At 40.5% G+C, this 25,826-nt stretch carries 27 protein-coding genes, 1 other RNA gene and 2 riboswitches; of the genes, 21 read left to right on the forward strand and 7 right to left on the reverse strand.

Translation table 11 applies throughout. The features are described 5' to 3' along the window. Positions 1–76 precede the first annotated feature (76 nt). Entirely contained in the window at positions 77–292 is a 216-nt protein-coding gene (gene tatA / locus CSV68_RS09895) for a twin-arginine translocase TatA/TatE family subunit (protein WP_099634380.1), read from the reverse strand. Positions 293–474: 182 nt separating this feature from the next. Between tatA and CSV68_RS09900 the strand changes: the two genes are divergently transcribed. Genes CSV68_RS09900 through CSV68_RS09910 form a run of 3 tightly spaced genes read left to right on the forward strand, consistent with a single transcriptional unit; the run spans position 475 to position 4,057 of the window. Further along, positions 475–1,842, forward strand: coding sequence for a spore germination protein (locus tag CSV68_RS09900; RefSeq protein ID WP_099634381.1), 1,368 nt, complete (start codon positions 475–477; stop codon positions 1,840–1,842). Next, a complete protein-coding gene (locus tag CSV68_RS09905) occupies positions 1,839–2,936 on the forward strand; it encodes a GerAB/ArcD/ProY family transporter (RefSeq protein ID WP_099634382.1) in 1,098 nt (365 codons plus the stop codon). The genes CSV68_RS09900 and CSV68_RS09905 overlap by 4 nt, the downstream gene beginning before the upstream one ends. Next, positions 2,933–4,057: a Ger(x)C family spore germination protein gene (locus CSV68_RS09910; RefSeq protein ID WP_099662036.1), complete on the forward strand. Its 1,125-nt coding sequence runs from the start codon at positions 2,933–2,935 to the stop codon at positions 4,055–4,057. The genes CSV68_RS09905 and CSV68_RS09910 overlap by 4 nt, the downstream gene beginning before the upstream one ends. Positions 4,058–4,125: 68 nt before the next feature. Here CSV68_RS09910 and CSV68_RS17175 read toward each other — a convergent pair whose 3' ends face one another. The 3 genes from CSV68_RS17175 to CSV68_RS09920 form a co-directional block, all read right to left on the reverse strand. After that, positions 4,126–4,290, reverse strand: a complete 165-nt coding sequence (locus CSV68_RS17175; protein ID WP_158233031.1) for a hypothetical protein — start codon at positions 4,288–4,290, stop codon at positions 4,126–4,128. 130 nt (positions 4,291–4,420) lie between these two features. Further along, on the reverse strand, positions 4,421–4,918 hold the full coding sequence (locus CSV68_RS09915; RefSeq protein ID WP_099662037.1) for a DUF3231 family protein: 498 nt from the start codon (positions 4,916–4,918) through the stop codon (positions 4,421–4,423). Positions 4,919–4,984: 66 nt separating this feature from the next. Then, positions 4,985–5,470, reverse strand: a complete 486-nt coding sequence (locus CSV68_RS09920) for an antibiotic biosynthesis monooxygenase family protein (protein WP_099634385.1) — start codon at positions 5,468–5,470, stop codon at positions 4,985–4,987. A 150-nt stretch (positions 5,471–5,620) separates the two neighbouring features. Between CSV68_RS09920 and CSV68_RS09925 the strand changes: the two genes are divergently transcribed. Then, positions 5,621–5,944 carry a four-helix bundle copper-binding protein gene (locus CSV68_RS09925; protein ID WP_099634386.1) on the forward strand — a complete coding sequence of 108 codons (324 nt, stop codon included), beginning with the start codon at positions 5,621–5,623 and terminating at the stop codon, positions 5,942–5,944. A 139-nt stretch (positions 5,945–6,083) separates the two neighbouring features. Here the strand turns inward: CSV68_RS09925 and ssrS are convergent. After that, positions 6,084–6,277: non-coding RNA, 6S RNA (ssrS, locus tag CSV68_RS09930), on the reverse strand. 112 nt (positions 6,278–6,389) lie between these two features. On the opposite strand from ssrS, the gene CSV68_RS09935 reads away from it, so the two are divergent. The 3 genes from CSV68_RS09935 (at position 6,390) to CSV68_RS09945 (ending at position 7,770) form a co-directional block, all read left to right on the forward strand. After that, a complete protein-coding gene (locus CSV68_RS09935; RefSeq protein WP_099634387.1) occupies positions 6,390–6,623 on the forward strand; it encodes a hypothetical protein in 234 nt (77 codons plus the stop codon). 228 nt (positions 6,624–6,851) lie between these two features. Next, the gene (locus tag CSV68_RS09940) at positions 6,852–7,367 is read left to right on the forward strand and encodes a type 1 glutamine amidotransferase domain-containing protein (RefSeq protein ID WP_099662038.1); all 516 of its coding nucleotides are present in this window, start codon (positions 6,852–6,854) and stop codon (positions 7,365–7,367) included. 220 nt (positions 7,368–7,587) lie between these two features. Beyond that, the gene (locus CSV68_RS09945) at positions 7,588–7,770 is read left to right on the forward strand and encodes a hypothetical protein (RefSeq protein ID WP_099634389.1); all 183 of its coding nucleotides are present in this window, start codon (positions 7,588–7,590) and stop codon (positions 7,768–7,770) included. 87 nt (positions 7,771–7,857) lie between these two features. On the opposite strand, the gene CSV68_RS09950 is transcribed toward CSV68_RS09945, so the two are convergent. Further along, positions 7,858–8,619, reverse strand: a complete 762-nt coding sequence (locus tag CSV68_RS09950; RefSeq protein WP_099662039.1) for a glucose 1-dehydrogenase — start codon at positions 8,617–8,619, stop codon at positions 7,858–7,860. 148 nt (positions 8,620–8,767) lie between these two features. Further along, a complete protein-coding gene (locus CSV68_RS09955) occupies positions 8,768–9,898 on the reverse strand; it encodes a methionine biosynthesis PLP-dependent protein (RefSeq protein WP_099634391.1) in 1,131 nt (376 codons plus the stop codon). 79 nt (positions 9,899–9,977) lie between these two features. Continuing rightward, a riboswitch (SAM riboswitch) is annotated at positions 9,978–10,078 on the reverse strand. A 156-nt stretch (positions 10,079–10,234) separates the two neighbouring features. On the opposite strand from CSV68_RS09955, the gene CSV68_RS09960 reads away from it, so the two are divergent. The 14 genes from CSV68_RS09960 to CSV68_RS10025 all read left to right on the forward strand — a co-directional run bounded on the left by CSV68_RS09960 (position 10,235) and on the right by CSV68_RS10025 (position 25,506). Beyond that, the gene (locus CSV68_RS09960) at positions 10,235–10,570 is read left to right on the forward strand and encodes a DMT family transporter (protein WP_099662040.1); all 336 of its coding nucleotides are present in this window, start codon (positions 10,235–10,237) and stop codon (positions 10,568–10,570) included. Positions 10,571–10,572: 2 nt separating this feature from the next. Then, complete coding sequence (locus tag CSV68_RS09965) at positions 10,573–10,887, forward strand: DMT family transporter (RefSeq protein WP_143560997.1); 315 nt, start codon at positions 10,573–10,575, stop codon at positions 10,885–10,887. Between the two features lie 6 nt (positions 10,888–10,893). Continuing rightward, positions 10,894–11,421 carry a methylated-DNA--[protein]-cysteine S-methyltransferase gene (locus CSV68_RS09970; RefSeq protein ID WP_099634394.1) on the forward strand — a complete coding sequence of 176 codons (528 nt, stop codon included), beginning with the start codon at positions 10,894–10,896 and terminating at the stop codon, positions 11,419–11,421. A 5-nt stretch (positions 11,422–11,426) separates the two neighbouring features. Continuing rightward, positions 11,427–12,149: a FadR/GntR family transcriptional regulator gene (locus tag CSV68_RS09975; RefSeq protein ID WP_099634395.1), complete on the forward strand. Its 723-nt coding sequence runs from the start codon at positions 11,427–11,429 to the stop codon at positions 12,147–12,149. Between the two features lie 154 nt (positions 12,150–12,303). Further along, on the forward strand, positions 12,304–13,023 hold the full coding sequence (locus CSV68_RS09980; protein ID WP_099634396.1) for a (Fe-S)-binding protein: 720 nt from the start codon (positions 12,304–12,306) through the stop codon (positions 13,021–13,023). 24 nt (positions 13,024–13,047) lie between these two features. Further along, a complete protein-coding gene (locus CSV68_RS09985; RefSeq protein ID WP_099662041.1) occupies positions 13,048–14,469 on the forward strand; it encodes a LutB/LldF family L-lactate oxidation iron-sulfur protein in 1,422 nt (473 codons plus the stop codon). A gap of 2 nt (positions 14,470–14,471) precedes the next feature. Next, positions 14,472–15,188 (forward strand): LutC/YkgG family protein, encoded by a 717-nt coding sequence (locus CSV68_RS09990; RefSeq protein WP_099634398.1) that lies wholly within the window; start codon positions 14,472–14,474, stop codon positions 15,186–15,188. Between the two features lie 323 nt (positions 15,189–15,511). Then, positions 15,512–16,981 (forward strand): nicotinate phosphoribosyltransferase, encoded by a 1,470-nt coding sequence (locus CSV68_RS09995; protein ID WP_099634399.1) that lies wholly within the window; start codon positions 15,512–15,514, stop codon positions 16,979–16,981. A gap of 16 nt (positions 16,982–16,997) precedes the next feature. Then, entirely contained in the window at positions 16,998–17,822 is an 825-nt protein-coding gene (gene nadE / locus CSV68_RS10000; RefSeq protein WP_099634400.1) for an ammonia-dependent NAD(+) synthetase, read from the forward strand. Between the two features lie 122 nt (positions 17,823–17,944). Next, entirely contained in the window at positions 17,945–18,895 is a 951-nt protein-coding gene (locus tag CSV68_RS10005; protein ID WP_099634401.1) for an AAA family ATPase, read from the forward strand. After that, complete coding sequence (locus tag CSV68_RS10010) at positions 18,892–20,070, forward strand: DUF58 domain-containing protein (protein ID WP_099662042.1); 1,179 nt, start codon at positions 18,892–18,894, stop codon at positions 20,068–20,070. The genes CSV68_RS10005 and CSV68_RS10010 overlap by 4 nt, the downstream gene beginning before the upstream one ends. Next, complete coding sequence (locus tag CSV68_RS10015; protein ID WP_099662043.1) at positions 20,067–22,232, forward strand: transglutaminase-like domain-containing protein; 2,166 nt, start codon at positions 20,067–20,069, stop codon at positions 22,230–22,232. The genes CSV68_RS10010 and CSV68_RS10015 overlap by 4 nt, the downstream gene beginning before the upstream one ends. Before the next feature lie 204 nt (positions 22,233–22,436). Next, positions 22,437–23,990 carry a glutamine-hydrolyzing GMP synthase gene (gene guaA, locus CSV68_RS10020; protein ID WP_369823519.1) on the forward strand — a complete coding sequence of 518 codons (1,554 nt, stop codon included), beginning with the start codon at positions 22,437–22,439 and terminating at the stop codon, positions 23,988–23,990. After that, positions 23,990–24,091, forward strand: a riboswitch (purine riboswitch). Its footprint overlaps the gene before it by 1 nt. A gap of 80 nt (positions 24,092–24,171) precedes the next feature. Then, positions 24,172–25,506 (forward strand): NCS2 family permease, encoded by a 1,335-nt coding sequence (locus CSV68_RS10025; RefSeq protein ID WP_099662044.1) that lies wholly within the window; start codon positions 24,172–24,174, stop codon positions 25,504–25,506. Positions 25,507–25,826: the final 320 nt, after the last annotated feature.

Below are 25,826 nucleotides of genomic sequence, written 5' to 3' on the forward strand. Positions count from 1 at the left end.
TATCTATGTAACCTCATCATAACGTATATACGTAAAAATCCAATCACATATGTGATTGGATTTTTTGTATAGATTTTTATTTCACTTGTTCTTTCGTTTCTACTTTTTGCACTTCTATTTTCTTAGGCTCATCATCATCGTCATCCATAATGTCTTTGGCAGATTTCTTGAATTCAGACAACGTCTTTCCTACTGCCGAACCAATTTCGGGTAATTTGCGAGGGCCGAACAAAATTAAAATAATCACTAAAATAATAATTAAGCCTGGTACTCCAATTGCGGCTAAGTTCATAGCGATTCCTCCTCTCATTGCTTGAAAATGTAGTCCTCTATATATCATAACCTATATTTGATCGCATAAAACACTATTTGAAGATTTAAATGAAGAAGAGTAATTCATCCCTCTAATGATTAAATTCCCAATGATTGGACAAACTAACAAATAACTAGTTTGTTGGGAAAGAAGTGATGAATATGGATGAAGCAACACGTCATATAGAACCACCTGCATACTATACACGTTTGGCAACACGACTGGAACCAACCGCGGATATAGTGAAAAAAACCTTGAAAAGTAGAGGTCGAGTAGTGCACCTTTTGTATTTGAAAAGTGTAGTAGATATGATGCAACTACAAGAAATTGTGGTGAAACCTTTCTATGAAATGTCAGCCGAACAGAATTTTTCTGAGTATATTCAATCATTACCTTATGAAACCAAGATGCCAACAGGGGATGAAGAGATTCTTATAGAAATAACGAAGGGTAATGTCTTTGTCATGATCGACAAGCAAATCACGTTACTTGAGTTAAAGATAGTAGCGGCCAATGCGGTGCAAGAAGCCATTATGGAACCTACAATTCATGGACCCCAACTTGGACTCAGTGAGAGTATTGAGACAAATATTAATCTAATGCGGCAACGTTATCATAAGCCGTCTTTGGTTATTGAACCAATGCAATTGGAAGATGCTTCGAATCGTAATATTGCATTAATTTACGATGGGGAAAGAGTAAATCTTCAGCTTTTGAAAAAAATTAGAAAGCGTATTTTAACGTTGGATGTAGAGCTGGTTCAGGCAAGCGGAGACTTACAGTACTACTTGAACAATAAAAAGTACAGCTTGTTTCCAACTAGCCTTCTGACTGAGCGCCCAGATCGTATTCTTCATAATATGGCGGTTGGAAAAGTCATTATATTAGTAGATGGAAGCCCTCATGCAATTATTGCACCTACAACGTTCTTTGATTTTATGCTTTCGATGGAGGATGCGTATTACTCCTTTTGGGTAGTATCGTTAATACGATTTCTTCGTTATGCAGGATTGTTTACATGTATTATGCTGCCCTCTATATATGTTGGTGTTACTTCCTATACACCAGAAGTCCTCAGAACAGAGCTTGCTATGACGGTGGCAGCGAGCAGGATTGGGGTTCCGTATCCCTCGTTTATTGAAGTGTTTTTCATGTTGATCTTTATTGAACTGCTAACGGAAGCTAGCATGCGGTTGCCAAATAGTATCAGCGCTACGGCTACAACAGTTGGAGGGCTGATACTTGGAACTGCAGCAGTAGAGGCCGCATTGACATCAAACATCATGGTCATTGTCGTCTCCCTTGTAGCGATTTCCACCTTTGTTATCCCAATAAGTGAAATGAATTACGCTGTCCGGGTCTGCCGTTTTTTACTATTGTTATATACGACGGTATTTGGTCTAGCGGGTATGATTCTCGGAATGCTGGGTTTGTTGTTGTATTTGGTCAACAAAGACAGTTTTGGTGAGCCGTATTTACGGATGTTTTGGAAAAATAGACAGGAAGAATTGAAGGTGGATGATTCATGAGCCGCTTTGTTTATTTTTTACTAATATCTAATATGACTGCCAACCTCATTGCCGCCAGTCCAAGAATATTTTTCGCTAAAAGTGAAGAAGGAGCAATTGTCACGATGATCATTGCGTTATTTTTTGGCGTATTTATGAACTGGGCATTGATCACTTCATTCAAAGCGTTTCCAGGGAAGAGTTTACCGCAAATTTTATCTTTATATCTATCGAAATGGATTACGATTCCGGCATTATTTATCTTAGGAGTAATTTGGTATGTTTCGGGTCTTCAGACTCTGATTACATATATAGATATTCTTTTACGATTTTTAACACCTGAGATGTCAGTTTATTTAGTGATTGCGATGTTCATTCCAGTGATCACTTTTGGCGTGATCATGCAAAGTCGCAACATATTATTTACACTTGAATTGGTGTTTGTTTTGGCATTTCCTGCTGCTGCATATTATATAGTAAAACTTTACTTTGCTGAACAGGTGAGTTGGGATCATGTGGGAATTGCGATGACTTTTATAGATAACCCACCTGACTATACAGTATTTACTACTGCGATATATTTATTTGCAGGAGCTTTTGATATCATTATTTTCAATTCATTACTCAATAAAAAAATGACTTTTGGCATTAAACAGGCTCTAATTGTGTTTTTTTTGGGTGCTTTTGCACTTTTTACGACCTATTTCATTCCGATAGGTGTATTAGGATTTGATCAAGTGGAAAATATTATGTACCCATGGATTCTGACCAGTGATTCTATTCGAATGAAGTTTGGGGTAATTGAGCGTGTAATATTTATATTTTTGTTACTATTCTTAGCGATTGCCTTTTTAAATATAACAATTCATTGGCATGTTGCTTGTCAATTATTTCAGAGTGCCTTTGGTATAGAGCATATGAAAATGAAGTTACGTAAAAAAGCCAGTCTTATCACAGTAGTTATGGTATTTTGGTTAATCGCATTCTATACAACTTTAAAGATCACTGAGTATGATTTGTTTTTTTACAGTAAGTATTACTTTAATACGATACCAATTATATTCATTGGTCTTATGGTTCTTATGCTTGTAGTGAATAGGAGGGCGAAGTCTTGAAATTCCTCTCAGTGAGTAAATGGTTTATGGTGGTTTTATGCATGAGTGGTCTGTTGCTTCAATATGGCTGTGCGTTCAAAGATATAGATAAACGCCTATTTGTGTCTGCGATTGGGATTGATCCTGCCGAAAATGTGGAGAACGGATATAAAGTGACATTGAAAGTCGCTTTGCCGTTTGGCGCTATTAAAGATTCCCCTAAGCCTAGTTTTGCGTACCTGTCACGTGAAGGACATTCAATAGGCGAAGCGATTCGTATGCTGGAGACACATGTAGACAAGGTATTGGAACTAGGTCATATGAAAACAATTGTTGTTCATGAAAAGCTTCTTAGGGATGACATGCAAACGTTCATGGATTATTTTATACGACGCGGTGATATCGAATTAATCGCATATGTTGCAGGTGCTAGACCGTCTGCCGAGACGATTTTAAAAGTAGAGCCAGATACTGAAGCACCGGCATCGGTTTCTTTAATCAACTTTTTTGGAGCGACAGCGAATGATAGTCCATATGTCGTGACGACTTATTTGTTTGAATTGCGCAGGGATATCCTCTCTGACGGTATTAATGCTGTTGTACCACTAATTGAGACAAATGAAAAAGGCGATGAACTAATAGTGAATAATTCTGTAGTAGTTGACGGAAGGGAGGACCCTGCTGTTCTATCTACCATTGAAACGAAGTACTTTAATTCATTATTGAAACATTCAACTGGATTTACCTATCTAGTCAAAGAAGGAAGTCTTGAGTTATTATTACAGATAAGCCAGAGTAAGATGACGTATAAATTTGTACCCAATAAAGGTAATACGGCACCGCATGCTATAGATATGCATATTTGGATGAAAGGAACGATAGGTGAAGCCAGTAAAGATTTATCTATTGCTAGATTAGATGAATATAACGAAGTAGCCTCAAAAGAAGTGAAACAAAAAGTTGTTCACTTTCTAACTAAAATGCAAGAGGAAAATCTGGATCCTTTTGGTTTTGGCTTACATTATCGAGCGACGCGGTTGCATACAGAGGATGTATTTACTACATGGCAAAAAGCATATCCTGATATAGAGTTTAAAGTTACTGTGGACGTAAAACTACAGGGAACTGGCACGATAGAATAATTAGTAGAAAAACGTCATCCATCACAGTATTGGATGACGTTTTTTATTAGTTTTTACGAAAGTTCTTTTTACTTTCTATGATTACGTCGCTCTTGGATTTCTAAGTTAGCGGGTTGCTGACGTTTCTGATCGAAAGTAAACTCCTCTCCAAACTCCATATTATCTAGACGATGCGGCTTATCAAGTTGTACAGGTTGTTCTTGCAGTTTTTTCTCAGGTTTCCGCTTTTTCATGGGAATCCACATCCTTCCTACCATTTAGATGAATTTCACTTACTTAGTTAGAATGAGTAAAAATGCAGAATCTATTCATACTAAGAAAAAACTTCGCCAGCGATATGCGCTTGACGAAGTTATATGACAATTAGTTTAAATGTAATGGTGGAGGGATGATCCAACCCTTTGATTTATTTAAGCTTAATAATTTGGCACCGAATGCTACTTTTTCCATATGGCATTTGGCAAACAGTGTCGCAACATCTTCGCGTAAACATTGACCCATAGCCATACTGCATGAAACTAATCCCTGACCTATGTTAATTGATATAGCACCACTGATTTCGGGATCCATAAAGCGTGCGCCAGCAGGAATTTCCTCGGCATTTGCTTTTGGTCTCTCTGGAAGGGCAGGAGGCGGTGTGATTCCATTGGCTTTCAATACTTTGCCAAAGTCTTTATTCTCAGCTTTCATAGTTTTGATTGCTTCTTCTAGCAGTTGAATCAGATCGTCGTCACCAGCATGATTAACAAAAGCTTCATATCCACTGATTAGTCCGTTATTCGCACCCATAAATGACCAAATGGCTGTAACTTCTCCGTAATGTAAAGGCTGATCTTTTGGATTACCATCTAAAATACCCACAAAAACACTCTCCTCATCATTGTTTTAACTTCATGAGTAGTCTTTGCAGATATCAACTATTTATACTTATTTTTTATATGTTGTCACAAATGAAGGTCCAGAGAATATATTAGGACGCTGATCGACACCTTCTTTTGTGCCACGCTTTGCATGGGCTTTTCCATAAGCTTGCGACTCTTGCCAGTTTTTGAAGGACTCTTCGTCTTCCCACATAGTTAAGATCACATATGTGCCGGAGTGTACAGGTCGCAATACACGGATTGCTACGAATCCTGGTTCTGCCTCTATAAGACGCGCACGATTATTAAAGCGCTGTTCAAACGTTTCTCTACCTTCTTCTGTTACAGGAATATTGTTTAATACTGCGAAACGACCAGATGGTAAATCTCCGCTTTGATCTAAAATATCGTATTCGACGGCATGGTCGAGAGTTGTCGTTTCCGCTTCTTGAAGCACGAGCACTTCTTCATCATTATTCATTAATGACGCACGTGCTTCTTCTGGTAAGTTACCTGCATCTTCTAGTGGACCTGTCCATTTAAATAGTTTCATTTCAGACACCTCATCTTTTTCTATTTTGTTAATTACTATATAGTATAACGGAGAAATGAAAATGCTTTCAATGAATAAGAAAACAGTGCTGTTGGTTTACTATCGAAAATAGGAGGGAAGAGTAAGAAAAATACATTTGGAGGAGATTGAATGAATCAAAAGTACGCAGATGTACTGAATGCATTAGAGGATTGTATAAAGGCGTGTAATCATTGTTTTGACGCATGTCTAAAAGAAGAAGACGTTCGTATGATGGCGGACTGCATTCGACTCGATCGAGAGTGTGCTGACATTTGTTCATATGCAATCCAGTCGATTACTCGACAAAGTCCATTTACAGAAAATGTCTTGCAACTATGTGCGGAAATTTGTGAGCAGTGTGCTGAAGAATGTGGGAAACACGATCATGATCACTGCAAACAGTGTGCTGAAGCATGTCGGAAATGTGCGGAAGCTTGTCGCAGCGTAGCTTAATTTCTTAAATGAAGATAAAGCATTTTTCATCTTTACGTAGGTATTTTTTTGATCGCAATAAGTTAGCTTCTCTTATTAAATGATTTCACATACAAAACAAAAAACCTTCCATACAAGTATGGAAGGTTTTTCTCTGTTTATGTAAGCCGTGTTTGCCGTACTTAGTCATAGAAAGTTTTAAACCACCACTCCTCAAAGTGGGTGTTTGCGGAAAACGTTCCTGTATGTCTGAATTGCTAAAAGGAATCCAGCATGCCATTTCCGTTTCGTAATAAACTCCCTTTTACAGCTTAAAGGTTAAAACTTAATGTCATACGAACAATACAGCTTGTAGATTTATCTTACACCCGGAAAAGAGGAAATGCAAATGGAAAGTTCTTCTGTTTGTTGAAACTAAAACGTATAATAGAACGTATAGAAATGAAAAGACAAGGGGTGGTCATGTATGGAACCGCATGAAAACAACTCAGAAAAACAACAACTCGTTACAAGACAGGCAGAGGAAATCAGTACGTTGAATCAAGAAGTGGATGTACTTCGTAAAGAGGTGAAACAGCTTCGTGAAGATATTGAGCTGATTGATATATTTCAAAAGAAACCCATCGTTTCATCTGCTGTAATCGGACAAGTCGGTGGTATTATTATCGCTATACTAGTCATTATCGGAATATTCTTTTAGATGAATGACTCTGCACTGTTATTATAAAATTGGTGGGACTATAGTTTACCCCGATCGTGCTGAAAAGGCAGAGATTGCGCCATATATTATGTCTATTCAAAGCTTATTGCCATGCTTGGTTTCTGTAAAGCCTGTACTCTGAAGTAGAACTAAATCGTAGATGATGTTTAGACACTTTGTAATGTGGAATAGTATATACAGTACATCACATAAGGAGTGGTAAGCACTATGGCTAAAATAGCGACAGTACTTGGAGATATGTTTGAGGACTCAGAATATATGAAACCGGCTACAGCGTACAAAGAAGCTGGACATGAAGTAGAAGTGATTGGCGCGGAAGCGGGAACTGAAGTAACAGGGATGAAAGAAAATACAAAAGTGAAAATTGATAAAGCAATTGCTGACGCTAAATCATCGGATTATGATGCTTTGTTTATTCCGGGCGGATTTTCACCTGACATTTTGCGTGCAGATGATCGTTTCGTAAAATTTGTCAAAGAATTTATGGATGCAGAAAAACCTGTATTCGCAATTTGTCACGGCCCACAATTGCTCATCACAGCGAAAGCACTTGAAGGACGCGATGCCACAGGATACACGTCTATTCGTGTAGATATGGAATATGCAGGTGCAAAATACGCGGACAAAGAAGTAGTAGTTTGTCAGAACCAACTCGTAACAAGCCGCACACCTGATGATATTCCGGCATTTAATCGTGAATCACTTAAACTTCTAGAGAAATAATAATTGTTTCGACCGTCAAGGTGTAAAAGCCTTGGCGGTTTTTTTATGCCTTCTTAACATTAAAACGCCGCTTACAACATACGATAACAATACAATTTCACATTCGTTGAAAAAGATTCTCAATTGTACTTGAAAAAGGTTCTCAATGAGAGTATGCTAAAAGCAACGAATAAATCGGAGAGACGATCGCGTCTTACAATGGAAAGGTTGGGGATCTACTATGTATAAGATTGTTGCATGGGCGGTATTAGCAGGGATTGCATTAGGTACAGTAGCAGGATTTTCATTTGGAAGTAAAGAACTGGCAGGAATGCTCGCTGGAGTGGCGGCACTCGCATTTATAGCGGCACCTGCAGCGGTCGTCTATGCAAGCGAAAAGAAGAAATGGCAGCAAGCTCATTAATAGACGAAAAAGCATCCGAAATTTTGGATGCTTTTTTGTATGATTTTCATTAGATATTCCCAAAGATTTTTCTTGAAATACATAACCTTAATATGCAGACCATCCATTGTCAGCTTCCATGACAACGCCGTTAACATAAGAGGATTCATCTGATGCAAGGAATAGTGCAATGTTTGCAATTTCTTCCTTAGTTCCCGGACGGCTCATCATGTTTACGCCCCTTAGAGCTTGCTTCATGCCGAATTCATCCGGTTGAGTCAAACTGTTTGTGATATTAGTCGGTATTTGCGCTGGGGCAATTGCGTTACAGCGGATGTTTAATGGACCGTATTGAGAAGCAACGCTTTTTGTCATCCCTGCGACCGCATGCTTTGAAGCGGTGTAAGCAAAACCACCTCTACCACCTGTCACTGCTGAGATAGAAGCCATGTTGACGATAACCCCTGACTTTTTTTCTTCGAAGATAGCTAATGCTTTACGAGTTGCACGCATCACACCTGTTGTGTTGATTGCCAATACTTTGTCCCATACTTCATCTGTCACTGTAGCCGCAGAGTACATATTGTCCATAATCCCAGCATTGTTCACTAGAATATCAAGAGTACCGAATCGCTCAACTGCTGTATCAATCATTTTTTGTACATCTTCCTCAACTGTCACGTTGGTTTTAACTGCTAGCGCTTCACCGCCAGTACTTTTGATCGTCTGGACAGTTTCTTCCGCACCTTCCATATTCATATCTGCGATGATAAGCTTTGCGCCTTCACGGGCATACAGTACAGCAATTTCTCGTCCAATCCCAGAACCAGCGCCAGTTACTACTGCTACTTTATTTTCTAAACGTTTCAACAATATCGCCTCCAATAGTATTCGTATGTTCTTTTTTATTATATACTTTAATGTCTAACTATTGAAAGGTTTAGCTTCATTGCTTTGACTACATAAAAAACTCGAACTGTCATAGTTAAGCTGACGGTTCGAGTTGTACTGTTTACTATTATTGAACTTTTATGCCTTCGACTACTTCTTTTGCAGCATAAAGAGCTTGTTTCACATCAGCAATCAAATCGTCTACATCTTCGACTCCAACCGAGAAACGTAGTAGACGGTCGTCCACTCCACGGCGATTACGTTCTTCCAATGGAATATCCATATGTGTCTGTGTAGTTGGATACGTGATAAAGCTTTCCACACCACCCAAACTTTCAGCGAATGAAATAAGGTTCATGTTTTCAAGGAATGGTCCCACCCACTCGCTATTCTGTACACGGAATGACAACATACCCCCAATACCAGCGTAGAGCACATCGACAATGAGTGGTTCTTGTTCTAAATAAGATACCATTGCTTTCGCATTCGCGTCATGTTGTTTCATACGTAAGTGCAATGTTTTTAGACCGCGAACGACAAGCCATGAGTCAAGGGGAGACAATGTAGCTCCAATCGCATTATGGTTAGTAAATAGGCGTTCGCATAATTCCTCACCCTTTGCGACGACTAAACCTGCTAGTACGTCATTATGTCCCCCGATATATTTCGTTGCACTATGAATGACAATATCTGCACCTTCTTCAATAGGTCGCTGGAAATAGGGTGTTAAGAACGTATTGTCGACAATTAGCAATAAACCATGTTTTTTTGCCAATTCCGCATACGTACTGATTGCTATGTTTTGCATTAATGGATTGGTGGGTGTTTCCAAGAAGATCGCTTTTGTGCGATTAGTAATCGCTTGCTCGACTTCTGAAACATCATCGAACGATAAGTATCGCGTCTTCACATTGTACGTCTCTTCATATTGATTAAATAAGCGATACGTACCGCCATATAGGTCTTCAGGCGCTAATAGTTCTGAATCTGTCTTAAATAAAGATAAAATTAGTTGAATGGCTGCCATTCCAGAACTGCACGCATATCCTTGATCACCGGATTCCAAGTTTGCAATTCCATCCTCTAAGACAGAACGCGTAGGGTTTTTTGTACGTGTGTAATCATATCCAGTAGATTTGCCCAGACCTTCATGATGGTATGCTGTCGACAAGTAAATCGGCGTATTTACTGCTCCGGTTTTCTCATCACTGTGATTTCCAAGTTGTACTAATCTAGTTTCTAATCCGTTGTTTGTCATGAATATCCATCCCCCCAGAAAAATAAAAAAGAACCTCTTCTTTTCGAATAGGCCCTCGAACATACAAGTGTATACAGTATTCTCATCTTCAAGGTGGTGTCACCCTTGGAATTAGCACCGTGCCTGGGGCTGGTTGCTGAGACATCGCTGGGCCTATCCCTCCGTCTCTCTCGATAAGAATATTCACAATATAGGCAAAACTGTTGACGGATTTATTCTATCATGCAGATATACTAGATGCAAGTTCCCTTTTATCGTCATTCGATGATTTTTTGTTTCAGTAAAAGATTTGCTATACTTATAGATACTCTTCACGATGGAAAGGAGATTTTTAATTTGGCTTGGGGGTATGTCGCGCTGGCGGCTATTATAGAGATTTTCTGGGTAGTCGGTCTTCGTTACTCTGAAACAGTTATTCAATGGACTGGAACCGGTGTGGCAATTGTTTTCAGTTTTTATTTCATTATTAAAGCATGTGAAAAATTACCTTCCGGGACGGTATACGCAGTTTTTACCGGATCAGGTGCCGCTGCAATCCTTTTAGTGGATATATTCATCTTTCAAGCAGGCTTCACATGGGTTACGCTGACATTCATCGGATTAATCGTCATTGGGGTAATCGGCATTAAGTTGACTACAGATGAAAAAGCGGATACAGAAGGAGGTAGCTGACAATGGCTTGGGTGTACTTGGCTATTGCGAGTCTCGGGGAGATTTTCGGTGTGGTAAGTATTAATTATTATTTACAGAAGCGTTCAATTAAAAGATTGTTACTTATTGTGGGGATATTTGGTTTCGGCTTTGTTTTTCTATCACTTGCGATGCGTGAAATTCAGATGAGTACAGCTTATGCGGTATGGACAGGGTTAGGAGCAGCAGGAGCCGTATTGATGGGGATTTTGATTTTTAAAGAATCTGCTAGCATCAAACGTCTCTTCTTTTTATCACTCATTATTCTCGGTGCAGTCGGCTTAAAGTTATTCGGATAAAGGGGAGTGAACATACTGGTTTATTGGACACAATTTGATTTCGACGAATGGACAGTGACACTAGCTGCTACAGAAAAAGGACTTTGCTACGTGGGACTTGCCGAAAAAAGTTTGGAACATATGAAGGATTGGACTAAGCGATTTGATAATAAAGAATTAAAGGAAGATGAAACAAAGCTTGAAGTCTATACGAGTCGGTTCATAGAGTATTTTTCAGGGAAAGCTACTGGTTTTTCAGAGCTGTCGCTTGATTTAAAGGGAACACCCTTTCAACTGCAAGTATGGGAAGCACTACAACGAATACCATATGGTGAAATCGTAACTTATTCGAAAATTGCAGAACAAATAGGAAAAGTATCTTCTGTTCGGGCTGTAGCATCTGCAATAGGCAAAAATCCGATATTGATCGCGGTGCCTTGTCACCGTGTGATTTCAAAAAGTGGAGGATTGTCAGGCTATCGTGATGGTATGGAACATAAAAGTAACTTGCTGCAACTGGAGAAATCGAGCTTGATAAGTGATAGGACGGAGTGAGCAACATGAAATATAAGCAAATTAAACAGAAGAAAATATATGAAGAAGTGGCGGATAGTTTATTAGACTCCATTCAATCTGGAGAGTTAAAGCCGGGTGATAAATTAGATTCTGTACAGCAACTGGCTGAAAACTTTACAGTTGGCAGATCAACAATTCGCGAAGCCTTATCAACATTACGTGCTAGAGGGCTTATAGAAATGCGACAAGGAGAGGGAACATATGTCAAGGAGTTTTCATCCGTCGATATGATCTTTCCGTTACAGAGTGCCATGCTCATGAATCAACAGGATATTCAACATTTGTTAGCTGTGAGAAAAATAGTTGAGACCGGAGCCGCAGCAAATGCAGCCGAATCCCGTACAGTATACGATTTAAAAAAGATGGAAACTGCACTCAATGAAATGAAAAAGCATGCCGGGGATATTTTGCTAGGTGAAAAAGCGGATCTAGACTTCCATTTTGCAATCGCAGAAGCAACAAAAAATCCATTATTGGTAAATTTGTTGAGCCAAGTGGCAGGACTAATGAGTGAATCGATGAGAGAGACACGTCGTATTTGCCTTTATTCGGAGACTGCGACAGTAGATCGTTTGCATGATGAGCATGAGGCCATATTTTTAGCGATTAAATCACAGCAACCAGAAATTGCGTCTAGTACTATGCAAGCCCATCTTCTGAATGTGGAGTCTGTTCTAATAGATCATTGGAAGTCAGTAAAAGAATAACATTACTCACTCATTTTCTTTTGAGCGATTTTTTTATAGCGAAATAAATGAATGCTCTGTCAATGAACAAATCTTTGTAGTATGCTATGTAAAATATTAGTCATCTGATGACCTGTTGACTGTGTGAAATATTTTAGCGAAGAGGTGAAGTGAAATGAAGGTTAGCTTATTTATCACATGTCTTGTAGACATGTTTTATGCAGAAGCCGGCAAAGACATGGTAGAAGTATTGGAAAGACAAGGCTGTGAATTATCGTTTCCAAAGGGGCAAGTTTGCTGCGGACAGCCTGCTTATAACAGCGGTTATGTAGAAAATTCCAAATCGGCAATGAAGAATATGATCAAGGCATTTGAAAATGCGGAGTATGTTGTCACGCCTTCAGGATCTTGTGCCACCATGTTTAAATTGTATCCTGATGTATTCAAAGATGATCCCAATTGGTTACCAAGAGCGCAAGAGTTGGCAGATAAAACGTATGAGTTCACTCAGTTTCTTGTCAATGTATTGCAAGTGGAAAACGTTGGAGCTAAATTGATGGGAAAGGCCACTTATCATCCGTCTTGCCATATGACGAGATTACTAGGCGCAAGTGAAGAACCAAGAAAGCTATTGAATCAAGTGGAAGGACTCGAAATGATCCCTTTACCCAATGCACATAATTGTTGTGGATTTGGCGGAACATTCTCCGTGAAGATGGGAGATATCTCTGAACAAATGGTAGATGAGAAGGTGAATAGTGCCATGGCGACTGAAGCAGATTATTTAATTGGGGCGGACTGTGGTTGCCTGATGAATATTGGCGGACGAGCAGAACGTGTAGGCAAGCCTATCCGTGTTATGCATATCGCGCAAGTATTGAATAGTCATGAGTAAATCAAAAAAAGTGAGGTGATAGCAATGGCGATGAAGTTCAGTAAGAAAAACTTTACAGATCGTACAAAGGATAATATTTCAGATGATTTCATGAGGCAGGCAGTGGCGAGCGCACAAGAACGTTTGCATGGAAGAAGACTCGATGCTGCAGAGGAGTTAGGTAGTTGGGAAGAATGGCGTTCACATGGGGAAGAAATTCGTCAGCATGTTCTTGAAAATTTAGATTATTATTTACATCAGCTAAGTGAAAATGTTTCACAACGTGGTGGTCATGTATTCTTTGCGAAGACCGCTGAAGAAGCTAGTGAGTATATTCGAGATGTCATCAAGAAAAAAGAGGGCAAAAAAGTTGTGAAGTCGAAATCCATGGTAACGGAAGAAATCAATCTGAATAATGTTCTAGAAGAAGCTGGATGCGAAGTCATTGAGACAGACTTAGGTGAGTATATCCTTCAAGTAGATGATCATGATCCACCCTCTCATATCGTAGCGCCAGCACTTCATAAAAACAGAGAACAAATTCGCGAAGTATTTGCGGAAAAACTTGACTACCACAATACATCTAAACCGGAAGAATTAGCTTTGCATGCACGTGAAAAACTGCGTCAAGAATTCTTGGATGCAGACATAGGTATTACAGGTTGTAACTTTGCGATAGCTGAAACAGGCTCGATTAGTCTTGTGACGAATGAAGGGAATGCACGACTTGTATCCGCATTGCCGAAAACTCAAATTACGGTAATGGGTATGGAGCGGGTGGTACCTTCATTTGAAGAATTCGAAGTACTGGTCAGCTTATTGACGCGAAGTGCAGTAGGTCAAAAATTGACGAGCTATGTCACGGCGTTAACAGGTCCTAGAGATGAAGGGGACGTGGATGGCCCTGAAGAATTTCATTTAGTCATTGTTGACAATGGTCGTTCTGAAATATTAGGGACAGAATTCCAGTCCGTGTTGCAATGTATCCGATGTGCTGCATGTGTCAACGTGTGTCCCGTTTATCGCCATATTGGCGGGCACTCATACGGCTCTATTTATTCGGGCCCTATTGGTGCTGTGCTATCGCCGTTGCTTGGAGGCTACGACGATTTCAAGGAGCTACCTTTTGCATCCACGCTATGCGGAGCATGCACGGATGCTTGTCCGGTGAAAATCCCTCTTCACGAACTACTTCATTCACACCGTCGCATCATGGTGGAAGAAGAAGGCCGATCACCTATTTCAGAGAGGCTGGCAATGAAAGCATTCGGGATCGGTGCTTCTTCCAATCCGTTGTACTCTATGGGCTCAAAGGTAGCATCTACCGCGATGAAACCGTTGACGAAAAATGACCGGATTTCAAAAGGTCCAGGTCCACTGAAAGACTGGACAGACTTACGGGAGTTCCCGGCTGTCGGAAATACGCGTTTCCGAGACTGGTTTTATGATCAGAAAGGAGGCAAATAAGCATGGTAGGATCGATACAAAACCGCGATGCTTTTCTAGATAAGATTGCGGCACAATTAGGTCGCGAACCGAAAAAGAAAGTAGAAAAACCGATATGGAAACATCAACCTCAGCGCACTGTGTTAGCAGATGCTTCTATAGATGATTTACTCGAAGTATTACGTGTGCAATGTGAGCAAATTCATACTGATATCGTCGAAACGACAAAAGAATTGTTACCGGTTGCGCTGGATGAAGTCGTAAAAGCATACGGTGGCGGACCGCTATCTCTATGGAAAGATGAACGTTTTGGGGAGTATGGATTATCGGACCTGCTAGAGACAAAATGGCCTTCGGAACAGATTGAAGTCAATAGTTGGAATTCTTCGCTCGGAGAGAAGAATATTGAATTAGCTGAACGAGCAAATATCGGCATCACATTCAGCGACATGACCCTCGCGGAATCCGGTACCGTCGTACTATTCAGTAGTGCAGACAAAGGTCGTTCAGTCAGCTTGCTCCCAACGCATTATATTGCCTTAATCCCTAAAAGTACGCTAGTTCCAAGAATTACCCAAGCATCAGATATGATTCGAGAAAAACTAAACAACGGTGAGCAAGTTCCGTCTTGCATCAACTTCATCACAGGTCCAAGCAACTCCGCAGATATCGAAATGAACCTCGTTATCGGCGTTCACGGTCCTATCAAAGCATCATATATCGTTATAGAAGATTGCTGAAAAATGATTACGTAAGACAGAGGCTGAACTCGGAAATGAATCGGGTCCTTCATCTGTCTTTTTTTATGAAGTAGATCAAGCGAAGCGTTAGGAGCATATATTTTCACCTAAACGCATTTGGCAAGTTAGGCACTCAGAAAAGCATCTGCCGAAAACGTCGAACAACGTTGCCTCCACATTCACATTTCCATTATGAACTTTTTTACGAGCTTCAAAAAAGTTATATTTCTGAAATCGATTCCCCAGTTGATGATTACTTTGCTGAGAAATAGGGAAAATAGTGTATAATGACAATATTATTGCAGCGGAAGAAGGAGACGACTATGACTTCATCATACAAAGACGACAGCTTAGCGTTACACACAGATCTATATCAAATCAATATGGCTGAATCATATTGGGCGGACGGTATTCATGAACGGAAAGCGGTATTTGAAGTGTATTTCAGAAAAATTCCATTTGGTAACGGTTATGCGATATTTACCGGCCTTGAACATGTACTAAAGTATCTCGAAGAGTTTTCGTTCACAGAAAGCGATTTAGCTTATTTACGAGAAGAGCTAGGTTTCGCCGATGACTTTCTTGATTATTTAAAAGGCGTCCGTTTCACGGGAGACGTTTACTCCATGAAAGAAGGAGAACTCGTTTTTGCGAATGAACCGATTATCCGAATTGAAGCGAACCTGATTGAAGCGCAGTTGATCGAAACAGCATTGCTAAACATCGTTAACTATCAAACGTTAATCAGCACAAAAGCTAGCCGTATTAAACAAGTAGTGAAAGATGATATTGTGATGGAATTCGGGAGCCGCCGTGCGCATGAGATGGATGCCGCGGTTTGGGGTGCGCGTGCCGCGGTTATTGGTGGCGTAGAATCTACGAGTAACGTACGTGCAGGCAAACGTTTCGGACTGACTGTTTCGGGAACACATGCTCATTCATTCGTACAAGCCTATAAAGATGAGTACACTGCATTTAAAGTCTACGCACAGCGTCATAAAGACTGCGTATTCTTAGTGGATACCTATAATACATTGAAAATTGGTGTTCCAACAGCGATCAAAGTAGCAAAAGAACTCGGAGACAGCATTAATTTCATCGGCGTCCGATTGGACAGTGGAGATATTGCGTTCTTGTCAAAAGAAACTCGCCGCATGCTAGATGAAGCAGGTTTCCCAGATGCGAAAATCGTTGTATCCAATGACTTGGATGAGTATACAATTTTGAACTTGAAAGCCCAAGGAGCCCAAGTAGACATCTGGGGTATTGGAACAAAGTTGATTACGGCATATGATCAACCGGCGCTTGGAGCGGTCTATAAAATTGTCTCCATTGAAAGCGAAGATGGAGAAATGCAAGATACGATTAAAATTTCGGCAAACGTAGAAAAAGTGACAACACCCGGCCGCAAAAAACTGTATCGAATCATTGACCTCGAAAATGGTAAAGCGGAAGGCGACTACATTACGATGCATGACGAGGATCCGACGAAGGAAGAACGCATCAAAATGTTCCATCCTGTTCATACATTTATCTCGAAGTTTGTGACGAATTTTGAAGCGGTAAACTTACACGAACAAGTTATCCAAGACGGAACAATTATTTATGAAAATCCGCCAGTTTATGAAATTCGTGAATTTGCACAACGAAATCTTACCCTACTATGGGAGGAATATAAACGTTCATTAAACCCGGAAGAGTATCCTGTCGATCTTAGTCAGAAGTGTTGGGACAATAAGAGACGTAATATAGAAGAAGTGCATGAAATGGTAGAGATCTATACAAAGCGATGAAAAGGAAGTGGTAGCGTTGACATTGCAGCTAGAAATTATCCAAGCATTACGTGCGAAACCGGAAATCGACCCGCAGCAAGAGATTCGGACTTCCATTGACTTTATGAAAGCATATATGAAAAAGAATACATTTTTACAAGGGTTTACAGTAGGTATTTCCGGAGGGCAAGACTCTACATTAGTTGGCAAGTTAGCACAGATGGCCGTTGACGAACTTAACAAAGAGTTAGGAGAAGAAAAGTACAGATTTTATGCACTCCGTTTACCATATGGTGTGCAGTTTGACGAAGACGATTGCCAGGATGCATTGCGTTTTATCCGTCCGTCCGTCGTCTATTCAGTCGATATTAAAGAAGCAGTGGATGCTAGTGAACGGACTCTAATCAAAGCAGGTCTCCATATTTCCGATTTTGATAAAGGGAATGAAAAGGCACGTGAACGTATGAAAGTGCAATATTCCGTAGCGGCCGTTCATCACTCTGTTGTTCTTGGTTCAGATCACGCAGCCGAAGCAATCACTGGCTTCTACACAAAGTTTGGTGATGGTGCAGCGGATTTGATGCCGATTTATCGACTGAATAAACGCCAAGGTAAACAATTATTAAAAGCGCTAGATTGTCCACCACATTTATACAATAAAATCCCTACAGCTGATTTGGAAGGCAATAAACCCGCCATTCCGGATGAAGTAGCATTAGGTGTGACGTATGATGAAATCGATGACTATCTCGAAGGAAAAGAAGTATCGGACGAAGCACGTAAGCAAATTGAAGGACATTATTTGAAATCAGCACATAAACGGCACTTGCCTATCACAGTGTTTGATGAATTTTGGAAATGAAAACTGCCGACCTTTTATTGGATAAAGGGTCGGCAGTTTTTCTGTTTGTCGGGGTTATGCGTTTCAGGTATGATAGTTTCATATAAAAAGACGGATTCAGTTCGTGACGGGGGAGAACAATTATGCATTCACAATGGATCGAACGAGTATTAAACAATATTGAAAAGGTTATTGTTGGTAAACGTGATATAGCGGAGTTAAGTATAACGGCATTATTAGCTGGCGGTCACGTATTACTAGAAGATGTACCAGGCGTTGGCAAGACGATGCTAGTAAGGGCGCTTGCGACTTCGATTGGTGCTAAGTTCAAGCGGATCCAATTCACGCCGGACTTGTTACCTTCTGATGTTTCAGGCGTATCGATCTATAATCCACAGACGATGCAATTTGAATTTCGTCCGGGGCCTTTAATTGGGAATATCGTATTGGCTGATGAAATTAACCGAACATCACCTAAAACACAAGCTGCTTTATTGGAAGGGATGGAGGAGGCATCCATTACAGTAGATGGAACGACTATTCAATTACCGAAACCGTTTTTCGTAATGGCGACACAAAATCCTATTGAATATGAAGGGACGTATCCGCTACCGGAAGCGCAGCTTGATCGCTTTATTTTTAAGTTGAAAATGGGTTATCCGACAAAGCAGCATGAGGTGGAGTTATTGAAAAGGGCGGAACACCAAACGCCAATCGAGCAAATTGACGCTATTCTGACAGTGGATGAATTACTGGAATTACAGCGTCATGTGCGTGAAGTGACAGTAGACGATACGATAGTTTCTTATATTGTGGATTGTGCAGATGCAACTCGCCAGCATGAATCGGTTTCTTTAGGTGTAAGTCCAAGAGGTTCGATGGCATTAATGAAAGCTTGTCAGGCTTATGCATTCATCAAAGGGCGCATGTTCGTATTGCCTGACGATGTACAATATTTAGCGCCATTTGCCTTTTCACATCGGATGATTTTGCTTCCTGAAGCGAAATATGAAGGAATTGATGCTGAGGAAATTGTCAGCCACATCCTCAAACAGTTGCCAGTTCCGGTAATGCGCGGGTCTGCAACCTTATGAATGGATTGCGATCATTCGGACGTTTCGCAAGTGTCATAGCAATTGGTACAGCTGCCTACGTCTTCGCAAAATTTCAAGGAGGCTTCGTTAGCTGGTTCATTTTCTATACGTTGATCCCGTTTGTGACATACTCCGTGCTTCTATATTTGTATCCGTTACGGGATCTAACGGTTGAACGAAATATTGAAAAACGACATGTATCAAGGAATGGGCAGGTATCCATTCGTGTGGTGCTTAAAAGGAACCTCCCTTTCCCTTTACTATATGTAGTTCTAATGGATAAACGAGTGCATGCGAAGCGCGAAAAAATGGAACGGAAAATTATACTGCTAGGATTTCGAAGAACATATGAGTACAACTATTTGCTGAAGAATGTACAACGTGGCGAATACACATTGCCAACAGTAGAAGTGGAAGTAGTAGACTTTTTCAATTGGATTCGTAAAAAAAGGGTATTTGTAGTTCAAGACCACTTTTTAGTCTATCCAAGTGTAACAGCTATGGTGTATGAATCGGCATCTAATGGGACGAGCCAAGGACAGCAACTTTCCGCTTACATGCTGGTGAAGGATGCAACCACACCGTCTAGTGTTAGGGAATATGCGCCAGGGGACCGCATGTCTTGGATTCATTGGAAATCATTTGCCCGGACTTCAAAACTAATGACAAAGGAATTTGATGAACAGCGATCGGAGCAACATACGTTGTTGATGGATTGTGGAATATCGGAAACATTTGAAAGTGCGGTGGAGTTAGCTGCATCGATTGTTGTATCCGCTAGGCAGCATCATGCCAAGCTGACCATGATCACAGCGAATGAACAGCCGAAAGTGTTTCCCTTGATACAATCCGCAGATCAGACTAGGCAAGCATTAGTACATCTTGCGAAAATTCAACCAACAGACATACAACAAGTAAGGTTGCCGGTAGGAAAAGCGGTGTCTCGAGATGCGTTATTGCTTATTACAGGGGATCTGCGCATAAATTTCATCCGTCGTGTGTTGACGTTTGCTCCTGATGCGTCCGCAATAGTTTGTTTTGTGATGTTGACAGATGAAACGAATAAAAAATCACTTGAATCTATTATAGATCAAGTAAAATTACTCGGTATTACCGTGAAATTGATTTATCCGTCTGATTGTTCATCAGCATTGAAAAAGGCGGTGAGATCATGAGGAAATCGATATTGGATTGGAAAGTGCTGATATTTTTATATGCACTTAGTTCTGTTTTGCTATGGGAGTGGTTTATCCCGATAATGGATTTAACGGATTTTGGACATCCTTCATTATTCATCGTCTATTTAGTACTGTTTTTTGCGTTGGCTTTACTTCGACTACCGTGGTGGATCAGTGGAGCGGTCCAGATTCTTTATGTATTATGGGCTATTCATTATATGTATTTTGATCAACTATGGATATCTATAGAGGTGACAGGCTATATTTTGCAAGATATAAAACAGAATGTCTTGCTGTTATTCCAAGGTGAGCTCGGTGAATTATCAAATTTATTCCGTACGTTATTGTTGTTTACGCTAGTTTGGATGATCGCCTATTTACTTCGTCACTGGATTGAGGTACGACGTAGTATGATGATGTTCTTTGGTTTTACAATCGTATTTGTAGCACTTTTGGATACGTTCACTCCGTATGATGCTACTTCGTCTATTGTGAGAATTATGATGGTAGGCTTATTGATTGTAGGTTGCCTAACTTTAATTAAATTATCAGGTGATGAAGGGTGGTCACTTCGTCCGAAAAAATTACTTCTGCTTTCATTGCCGGTGGTGCTAATTGTAGTATCTGTTGGATTGCTATCAAGAAATGCACCGATTTATCCCCCAGCATGGCCAGATCCCGTACCATACTTATTATCATTAAGCGGAATGGAAGAGGAATTCGATAAAGGACAAGCTAAAGCTGGTTATGACCCTGACGATTCGCAACTAGGTGGAGCTTTCGTCCAAGACAATCAATTGGTGTTTGAAGCGTCTGTTGAACAACGTCAATATTGGCGTATAGAAACGAAGGATACATATACATCTAAAGGCTGGATACAAGATAAAGAATCAGATAAAGAGCTGTTGGATACAGGTGAAGAATTATGGGAATTCCCTATAGAAGGAGAAGTGTCGCATGCTGTACTCGATTTCGTTGAACCATTGCCATTCCTAGCTACACCATATGGCACGACGAAAATTTCCTCACCTGAAGGTTTGAACCTCATGCACGAGATAACGGCGAACAGACTATATTTGTTGATGGGTCTGCAGGAAAAGATTACACAGTATGAAATGGAGTTCGTAGAGCCTACATACATCCTGTCAGATTTGCAGAAAACAGAGATGGTGAATTACGAGATGGTACCGGAAGATTTAACTAGCTATGTGCAACTTCCTGCAGAATTACCGGGACGGGTGAAAGAATTAGCTGTATCGATTACAGAAAATGAAACCGCGGTCTATGATAAAGTGAAAGCCGTAGAACAGTATTTTAAAAAGAACGGTTTTGTTTATGAGACACAAAATGTTCCAATACCTAATGAAGAACAGGACTATGTGGATCAGTTTCTATTCGACACGAAAAAGGGGTATTGTGATAACTTCTCCACTTCGATGGCAGTCATGCTCAGGTCTGTAAATATACCGACGCGATGGGTGAAAGGATTTGCACCTGGCGAAATGGCATTTAAAGCATCGGGAAAAAATGTCTATCGCGTGACGAATGATGAGGCGCATTCATGGGTGGAAGCATATATTCCTGAAATTGGATGGATGCCGTTTGAGCCGACACTTGGTTTTACACATCCGACAGAGATCGAATTCGATACTTCGAACGAAAACCTAGAAGAAGAGGAAGTTAAGAAATCTGTGAAGCCTGAAGTGGAAAAAGTGAAAGAGCCTCCTAAGAAAACAATAAATTCGTCAATGTTCGACGCATTCAAACAAAAGTTTCTATGGTTGTTGAGTCAATGGTGGCTTTACGTATCCTTACTAGGGTTAATAATAGGGGCTAGTGCCGTTTTATATAGCAAACGGAGCAATTGGTTGCCGAAACGACGTATAAAACAATTGAGGAAATTACCGAATGGGCACGTGAAATTTGAACAGCAATTTACACAGTTATTACAACAACTTGCCCGTACCGGCTTGCCAAAGGATACTGCAATGACGCTTACCAACTACGCAATACTTGTAGATAAACGGTATGGCGGAGATCGAATGGCAGTCTTGACTCGTGCGTATGAGATAGGAGTATATGGTAATGATTGGCAGTCCCAAGAGTGGGATAAGTTGAATGAAGTATGGGAAGATTTAATTATTAGCACAACATGTTGATTTTTTAGCGAAATATGCGTAAAATATAGAGCGGATGATGCTTGAAATGTCCTCGACATATCTAGCACTAACGAACGTCAGCTATCATCGAATAGCAGTACCTGGATTCTTTGATGGAAAAGACGCGTGGAAAGTTGACTTTCTAACGCGTCTTTTGTAGTTGAGGCATGAAATGGTATTAAAAAATTGGAAGAGGTGGATTAGTTGTCAAATGCTCCTGTGTTAGCCGGACAAGAAAAAATTGTAGTTCTCGATTACGGCAGTAAATATAATCAGCTCTTCACGCGTACAATCCGCGAATTCGGTGTGTATAGTGAGTTACACGCACATACAACGACAATTGAGGAAATTAAAAAAATGAATCCAGTCGGTATCGTACTTTCCGGCGGTGCAGCATCTGTTGGAGACGAGAAAGCGTATGCTATCGATCCGGCAATATTCGAGTTAGGTATTCCTGTATTGGGCATCAGTTACGGAGCTCAAGTAATCGTCGATCATTTAGGCGGTAAGGTAGAAAAGAATACAGGTGGCGAAAGCAAAGAAGAAGCGTTGACAGTGGACACGACGTCTACATTATTTGCTGGTCAGACGGACAAACAAAATGTCTGGGTTAGCCATAGTGCTGACATTGCAGAATTACCTGAAGGCTTTACTGCATCTGCAAAAGATTCAACTGGTAATATTGCAGCAATTTCAAATGACGAACAGCAAATCTATGCGATTCAATTCCATCCGGAAGATTATCGTTCGGAAAACGGGAAAGACTTCTTGCGTAACTTTGTATTTGAAATTTGTAAAGCTTCAGGCGATTGGACTATGGATCGGTTCATTGAAATTGAAATCGAGAAGATCCGCTCAACAGTTGGCGATCGTAAAGTACTTTGCGCGCTAAGTGGCGGAGTTGACTCTTCAGTAGTAGCTGCTTTGATTGACCGTGCAATAGGCGATCAGTTGACATGCATTTTTGTGGACCACGGATTGCTTCGTAAAGGCGAAGTCGAAAGTGTAGTTAAAACTTTCAGCGAACAGTTCAGCATGCACTTCATTAAAGTAGATGCGCGCGAACGCTTCTTGGATAAGCTGGAGGGTGTTACAGACCCTGAGCAAAAACGAAAGATTATTGGTAATGAATTTATTTACGTGTTTGACGAAGAGTCCGCTAAACTAGACGGCATCAAATATTTAGCACAAGGTACGATTTATGCAGATATCATTGAAAGTGGAACTGCGACTTCTGCAACTATTAAATCTCACCATAACGTGGGTGGTTTGCCTGAAGATATGGACTTCGAGTTGATCGAGCCATTACGTGCGTTGTTTAAAGACGAAGTACGTGCGGTAGGAGCAGAACTTGGTTTGCCTGAAGAAATCGTTAACCGCCAGCCATTCCCAGGTCCGGGACTTGGGGTTCGTGTGCTTGGTGAAATTACGGAAGAGAAGCTTGAAATCGTTCGCGATGCAGACTTTATTTTACGTGATGAAATCGCAAAAGCTGGACTCGATCGTTCAATCTGGCAATATTTCGCGGTATTACCGAATATCCGCAGTGTAGGTGTTCGTAACGAACAACGTTCTTACGACTATGCGATTGGTATCAGAGCGGTTCATTCAGTAGATGGCATGACAGCGGATTGGGCTCGTATACCTTTCGATGTACTGGAAAAAATCAGTACGAGAATTACAACTGAAGTTGATCAGGTTAATCGTGTTGTATATGATATTACAGCGAAACCACCTGGCACTATTGAGTGGGAATAAGTTAAACAACAGAATATGATCGTATAACGCTAGGAATAAGGCCTAGAAGTCTCTACCGAAACACCGTAAATGTTTCGACTACGATTCAAAATAGAAATATATTTTCTATTGGATTAAAAAAGAGGCATGCGAATTTATTTCGCGTGCCTCTTTTTACATACTAAGAGTAAGGAAGGTCACAATGAAAAAATACTTTGAGTTTGATAAGCTGGGCACCAATTATCGTCGCGAAATCATCGGTGGAATTACTACGTTTTTGGCGATGGCATATATTTTAGCGGTAAATCCAATCATGTTATCTTTGGATGTTGTACCTGATTTGCCTGATTCCATGCGTATGGATAAAGGTGCAGTATTTGTTGCTACTGCACTTGCGGCTGCTGTAGGAACGTTATTTATGGGTTTGATAGCCAGATATCCGATAGGTTTAGCACCAGGCATGGGATTAAACGCATTCTTCGCATTCACTGTAGTACTGACTTACGGTATACCATGGCAAACAGGATTGACTGGAGTATTATTCTCTGGATTAATCTTTATCGTTCTTTCATTAACTGGGTTACGAGAAATGATCATCAATGCAATACCGGCACAGCTGAAATTTGCGGTAGGTGCAGGTATAGGTTTGTTTATTACCTTCCTCGGACTACAAAATGCCAAGATTATTGTGGCGGATGAAAATACGTTAGTAGGCTTGGGTGATTTAACAGCGGGACCTACATTACTAACGATCTTTGGTTTAGTTATCACAATTATCATGATGGTACGTAAAATCAAAGGCGCTATTTTTTATGGGATGATCATGACCACGGTTTTAGGTATGGCGGTTAGTCTAATAGACGTGCCACATAAGGTAGTAGATAAAATTCCGTCAGTCGCTCCTACGTTTGGTGCAGCTTTCGATGCGATCATTAACGATCCAGGTTCCTTGATGACAACACAATTTCTAGTGATCGTCATCACATTCCTATTCGTAGACTTTTTCGATACAGCTGGAACACTAGTTGCAGTTGCTACACAAGCAGGTCTAATGAAGGAAGACCGTCTTCCACGTGCTGGTAAAGCATTGCTTGCAGATTCCTTAGCAACAGTAACAGGCGCAGTAATGGGTACATCCACTACCACTTCTTACATTGAATCTACTGCAGGTGTTGCGGCGGGTGCCAAAACAGGCTTTGCTTCTATTGTAACGGCCCTGTTGTTCTTACTAGCATTATTCTTCTCGCCTTTACTACTAGTCATCACACCGGCAGTTACAGCTCCGGCTTTGATTATCGTAGGGGTGTTGATGGTGTCGACATTAGGAAATATAGAATGGACTCGTTTCGAAATCGCAGTTCCAGCATTCTTTACGATTATCGCGATGCCGTTGACGTACAGTATCGCAACAGGTATCGCAATCGGTTTCGTTTTCTACCCTATTACGATGCTAGTAAGCGGTAGAAGAAAAGAAATTCATCCTATAATGTACGGACTCTTTGTGATCTTCATTTTGTATTTCATCTATATCAAGTAATAATAAACCGTTCCCCAGACCAATAGGGGAGCGGTTTTTTCTATTCTACAAGCTTCCCTTTGAAGGCGTTAATTGCATCGAATCTAAGAGATAGGGAAAAGAAATTGAAAAAGGTTGTCTAAAGTTGTTGACAGTTTAAAATACGTCTGATATAGTAATAGAACAGTCAAGAAAGCGACTGCGACATGAACCTTGAAAACTGAACAGCAAAACGTTAACGAAATACAGTTTGTGCACCTAACGGTGACACAAACAAAATGAGTATCTTAATTGATGCCAGCAAATGAAACTCGAGCTAATCGAATTTCTCTTATGGAGAG

The organism is Sporosarcina sp. P29 (assembly GCF_002743265.1).
Lineage (GTDB): Bacteria > Bacillota > Bacilli > Bacillales_A > Planococcaceae > Sporosarcina.

What these genes read in the sequence shown, in the direction of transcription:
- tatA (WP_099634380.1), bottom strand. Translation starts at nt 292, where the DNA reads ATGAACTTAGCCGCAATTGGAGTACCAGGCTTAATTATTATTTTAGTG.
- CSV68_RS09900 (WP_099634381.1), top strand. Translation starts at nt 475, where the DNA reads ATGGATGAAGCAACACGTCATATAGAACCACCTGCATACTATACACGT.
- CSV68_RS09905 (WP_099634382.1), top strand. Translation starts at nt 1,839, where the DNA reads ATGAGCCGCTTTGTTTATTTTTTACTAATATCTAATATGACTGCCAAC.
- CSV68_RS17175 (WP_158233031.1), bottom strand. Translation starts at nt 4,290, where the DNA reads ATGAAAAAGCGGAAACCTGAGAAAAAACTGCAAGAACAACCTGTACAA.
- CSV68_RS09920 (WP_099634385.1), bottom strand. Translation starts at nt 5,470, where the DNA reads ATGAAACTATTTAAATGGACAGGTCCACTAGAAGATGCAGGTAACTTA.
- CSV68_RS09925 (WP_099634386.1), top strand. Translation starts at nt 5,621, where the DNA reads ATGAATCAAAAGTACGCAGATGTACTGAATGCATTAGAGGATTGTATA.
- CSV68_RS09935 (WP_099634387.1), top strand. Translation starts at nt 6,390, where the DNA reads ATGGAACCGCATGAAAACAACTCAGAAAAACAACAACTCGTTACAAGA.
- CSV68_RS09940 (WP_099662038.1), top strand. Translation starts at nt 6,852, where the DNA reads ATGGCTAAAATAGCGACAGTACTTGGAGATATGTTTGAGGACTCAGAA.
- CSV68_RS09945 (WP_099634389.1), top strand. Translation starts at nt 7,588, where the DNA reads ATGTATAAGATTGTTGCATGGGCGGTATTAGCAGGGATTGCATTAGGT.
- CSV68_RS09955 (WP_099634391.1), bottom strand. Translation starts at nt 9,898, where the DNA reads ATGACAAACAACGGATTAGAAACTAGATTAGTACAACTTGGAAATCAC.
- CSV68_RS09965 (WP_143560997.1), top strand. Translation starts at nt 10,573, where the DNA reads ATGGCTTGGGTGTACTTGGCTATTGCGAGTCTCGGGGAGATTTTCGGT.
- CSV68_RS09975 (WP_099634395.1), top strand. Translation starts at nt 11,427, where the DNA reads ATGAAATATAAGCAAATTAAACAGAAGAAAATATATGAAGAAGTGGCG.
- CSV68_RS09980 (WP_099634396.1), top strand. Translation starts at nt 12,304, where the DNA reads ATGAAGGTTAGCTTATTTATCACATGTCTTGTAGACATGTTTTATGCA.
- CSV68_RS09985 (WP_099662041.1), top strand. Translation starts at nt 13,048, where the DNA reads ATGGCGATGAAGTTCAGTAAGAAAAACTTTACAGATCGTACAAAGGAT.
- CSV68_RS09990 (WP_099634398.1), top strand. Translation starts at nt 14,472, where the DNA reads ATGGTAGGATCGATACAAAACCGCGATGCTTTTCTAGATAAGATTGCG.
- CSV68_RS09995 (WP_099634399.1), top strand. Translation starts at nt 15,512, where the DNA reads ATGACTTCATCATACAAAGACGACAGCTTAGCGTTACACACAGATCTA.
- CSV68_RS10005 (WP_099634401.1), top strand. Translation starts at nt 17,945, where the DNA reads ATGCATTCACAATGGATCGAACGAGTATTAAACAATATTGAAAAGGTT.
- CSV68_RS10010 (WP_099662042.1), top strand. Translation starts at nt 18,892, where the DNA reads ATGAATGGATTGCGATCATTCGGACGTTTCGCAAGTGTCATAGCAATT.
- CSV68_RS10015 (WP_099662043.1), top strand. Translation starts at nt 20,067, where the DNA reads ATGAGGAAATCGATATTGGATTGGAAAGTGCTGATATTTTTATATGCA.
- CSV68_RS10025 (WP_099662044.1), top strand. Translation starts at nt 24,172, where the DNA reads ATGAAAAAATACTTTGAGTTTGATAAGCTGGGCACCAATTATCGTCGC.